This is a genomic window from Trichloromonas sp., assembly GCF_034006665.1.
GTDB lineage: Bacteria > Desulfobacterota > Desulfuromonadia > Desulfuromonadales > Trichloromonadaceae > Trichloromonas.
Map to the genome: position 1 here is coordinate 1 of NZ_JAVESI010000091.1, position 3,232 is coordinate 3,232.

The 3,232-nt window shown below is 56.7% G+C and carries 4 protein-coding genes and 2 pseudogenes; 3 read left to right on the forward strand and 3 right to left on the reverse strand.

Annotated elements, in window-relative coordinates; all coding sequences use genetic code 11:
• The 3 genes and pseudogenes from RBR25_RS17530 to RBR25_RS17540 all read right to left on the reverse strand — a co-directional run.
• A pseudogene (locus tag RBR25_RS17530) lies at window positions 1-134 on the reverse strand (IS3 family transposase); the annotation flags it as partial.
• Window positions 135-526: 392 nt separating this feature from the next.
• Window positions 527-658: pseudogene (locus RBR25_RS17535) on the reverse strand (Mu transposase domain-containing protein); the annotation flags it as partial.
• 113 nt (window positions 659-771) lie between these two features.
• Window positions 772-918 carry a hypothetical protein gene (locus tag RBR25_RS17540; protein ID WP_432820836.1) on the reverse strand — a complete coding sequence of 49 codons (147 nt, stop codon included), beginning with the start codon at window positions 916-918 and terminating at the stop codon, window positions 772-774.
• Window positions 919-960: 42 nt separating this feature from the next.
• Between RBR25_RS17540 and RBR25_RS17545 the strand changes: the two genes are divergently transcribed.
• The 3 genes from RBR25_RS17545 to RBR25_RS17555 are packed head-to-tail and all read left to right on the forward strand — an operon-like array spanning window position 961 to window position 3,079.
• Window positions 961-1,605, forward strand: a complete 645-nt coding sequence (locus tag RBR25_RS17545) for a hypothetical protein (RefSeq protein ID WP_432820837.1) — start codon at window positions 961-963, stop codon at window positions 1,603-1,605.
• Between the two features lie 2 nt (window positions 1,606-1,607).
• The gene (locus tag RBR25_RS17550) at window positions 1,608-2,315 is read left to right on the forward strand and encodes a hypothetical protein (RefSeq protein ID WP_432820838.1); all 708 of its coding nucleotides are present in this window, start codon (window positions 1,608-1,610) and stop codon (window positions 2,313-2,315) included.
• On the forward strand, window positions 2,312-3,079 hold the full coding sequence (locus tag RBR25_RS17555; protein WP_432820839.1) for a PP2C family protein-serine/threonine phosphatase: 768 nt from the start codon (window positions 2,312-2,314) through the stop codon (window positions 3,077-3,079). Before RBR25_RS17550 ends, RBR25_RS17555 begins: the two co-directional genes overlap by 4 nt.
• Window positions 3,080-3,232: the final 153 nt, after the last annotated feature.

Genomic DNA, 3,232 nt, shown 5'->3' on the forward strand with positions numbered 1-3,232 from the left:
GAGGTGTTCGGCTTCTGGTAGATGGCCGAAAGTCCCATCAATCGCATCAGGCGGCTGATCCGCTTGCGGCTCACGGCATAGCCTTCCCGACGCAGGTGCCGGGTCATCTGCCGAGGGCCATAGAAGGTTGGCTCCGGAGGCCATTATTTTCGAAAAACATATTCCTATTATTTCTATCAAAAAATGAAAATAAATGTTATAAAACAATGGCTAATACCGGTTTACTGCTTAGCCTAAAATGTACTTCTAGAAATTCTAATTATATTTTCAGGATAGTCTTGCCGGTTTTACTGTGAGCGTTTCCGACTTTTGGCGCTAGCTCCGCCGCCCCCCAGAATAGGTCTTGGGCGAAAGAATCTGCTCCACGACGGCGGCCGTGGCAGCTTTGGACTGACCCACTCAGGCGACGAAGCGTTGAGGCGTCCACTCGGCGTATTCCCGATGCACCTCGGGGGCCTGTCCCGTCAAGGTGCTGTTCTTGGCCGCGAAAAACGATCGGGGATGGGACGCCACCCAATTTCCCTTGTGCAGACATTGCGATGGTGGTGACGGTAGCGCGGACCTCCAACGGTTCCCCCACCAGGCAATGAGGAACGATGTAGAAGTGGTGGTCCACCTCGACGTGGTAATCGCGATATGGACCCGGGCCTTGCTTCACTGGGAGGGCTGATGGGGGGGGGCTGGCAGCGGCCGCATCGCCGGCCGGTCGAACTCTTCGAACCGGATGCGCCGACTGCCGGGGAGTTCGTGGAAGGGGCGGTTATTGAGCAGTTACGGGCATTGCCGGATGGCGGCGTTGGCCTCCGCCAGGGCTGAAAAAGGTGCGTCGGTATGTGGACATTTTTCCACCTCTGGGATGTCTACAAAATCGAGAGCATCAAAACTGTCTTGACAATCTCTCTTAAAGTCTTTAAGCATGTCCATAGTCCGCGGACAGCGGACACACCAGAGAGGGTCACCGTGAAAAGTCAAGATATTTTTATTCTGCTCAAGTTGGCCAGCCTGCAAAGACAGGAAAAGGCCATTATCGAAAAGCAATCCCCGTCCAAAATGTACATTCACGGATGGGAGGGCTGGGAGATCGCTCCCGAAGAAGTTGACGAAAGACAGCTCGCTCGCCAATTGCTCCCCCTGGAGCAGGCCGGCCGATATACCGCAAGAGGGCTTGCCAAAGATCTGGGCGTCGGGAAAACCGAGGTGAATAACGCGATCAAGCGCTGCATTGCCGTTGGTATGGCTACCCTGGACCGGCACACCAATCGCCCCAAGGCTAACTTCAAGGTCCTGCGGGAATTCATCGTCTATGGTCTAAAGTATGTTTTCCCCGCCGCTCCGGCCGAGATCGTCCGGGGGATACCGACCTCGTTTGCCGCCCCGGTCCTGGAAGGGCGACTCATGACCGCCGGCGAATTGATCTATGTCTGGCCCGACGCCCGGGGGAAGAGCAAGGGCCAATCTGTCACCCCCCTATTCAATAGCGTTCCCTACGCAGTCAAAAGAGACCCCCTTCTCTATGAATATCTGGCCTTGGTGGACGCCATACGGCTGGGAAGCCCCCGAGAAGCAGACCTCGCCGAGCAATTGCTCCACGAAAGGTTGAAATAGCCATGGCAGACAACTACAACAGGTTGCACATAATGATTGTCACCGTCGCCCGAGCCCTCGGCCCCGATTTGCTGCAGGAGGTCGCATTTGTGGGCGGTTGCACCACCGGGCTGTTGCTGACCGACGCGCTCAGCAGGGAAGCGGTTCGCTATACCGACGATGTCGATCTTATCATCAACGTTGTCGGCTATGCCAAGTGGGCGGCCTTTCAGGAGCGGCTGCGCGCCCTCGGATTCCGGGAGGCTATGGACGAAGAGGTGAACTGCCGCATGCGCCTGGGAGAGCTTCAGGTCGACTTCATGCCCGACGACGAGAATATCCTGGGTTTCAGCAATCGCTGGTACGCGGCCGGGATCGCCGCCGCCCAGCCCCATGAGCTGGCGCAGGATCTGACGATCAGGCTGCTGACCCCGCCTTTTTTCGTCGCGACGAAACTGGAGGCCTATCTTGGCCGGGGCAACGACGATCCCCAAGGCAGCCACGACATGGAGGACATCCTCACCCTTTTCGACGGCCGCGAAGAGATCGTCCGGGAGATCGCAGCCGCAGATAAGGACCTGCGGACCTTCATTGCCCATCAGATCGGACTACTTCTGGCCAATGACGACTTCGATTACGCGGTTCAAACGGCCGTCAGAGGTGACCGGGATCGGCAAATGCTCATCTATGAGCGCTTGGAAGCGGTCAGAGATCTTGCGGAGGAGAATTGACCGCGTTGGAATATGCCTGGCATTCCCGACAGGGCAACTTGACGCCCGACAACCGCGATTATTGCGGAATCTCAAAAGCCAGCGTCACGACACTGTGCGTTCTCGCCGATGGTGCCACCGGTTGTCCCACTGGCGGTGACTTGGCCAAGGCGCTGGTCTGTCGCTTGCTGGAAGGTTTTTTGCGCCTGAGCCAGCCCGCTTCTATCGCTGGGATGGTCGGGCTTTTGCTGGAAGCACATGCCGGCCTTCGCCGAAAGCATCCAGCCGATTCGGCTAGTTACATTATCGCCCTGATGGGAGAGGGACCGACCGTAACCACCTTGCACGCTGGTGACTGCCGCCTTGGACGGTTAACCAATCAGGGTTCGATCCGGTGGCTGACGCGAGTTCATACCCTGGCGAACGCCATCCAGGATTTGGACGAACGGACATTGAGGCTGTCCCCGGATCGTCATCTGCTTACCAGGTCTTTCCGAGCTAAGCGCTTCCAGACCCCCGATTGCGTCATCCATGAATTTGATGAGCGTGATAGAGGTATCCTGATTGCAAGTGACGGGTTCTGGGCTGATTTACCAGAGGATGAACAATTGGAGCTATTGCAGGGAATTCCCACGGGAAAGCTGACCAGTCCTGATGATGTGAGCTGCTTATTCCTGCCACATCCCATGGGGGATCAAGGGCGAGCGCTACTTGTCGCCCAGCGGGATGCTTCAGGTCAAAGACCTGAGAACCTCATTCTCGCCACTCGGGAAACAGGAGCTTGATCGTCAAAATACTCCCAATGATTTGGACCTGAATCCGTGAGCTCTTCCCCCGTACCTCGGGTTTCCCCTTTCTGAGGGGCGAATTCGGGGGCATGAATTGTGGCGTGAACTAAAAACGGCCTCCTGGGTTCCGCTACATGCGACGATCTTTGA

Bases quoted from the DNA above. Each gene is read 5' to 3' on its own strand.
- RBR25_RS17540 (WP_432820836.1), bottom strand. From the start codon at position 918: ATGCTTAAAGACTTTAAGAGAGATTGTCAAGACAGTTTTGATGCTCTC.
- RBR25_RS17550 (WP_432820838.1), top strand. From the start codon at position 1,608: ATGGCAGACAACTACAACAGGTTGCACATAATGATTGTCACCGTCGCC.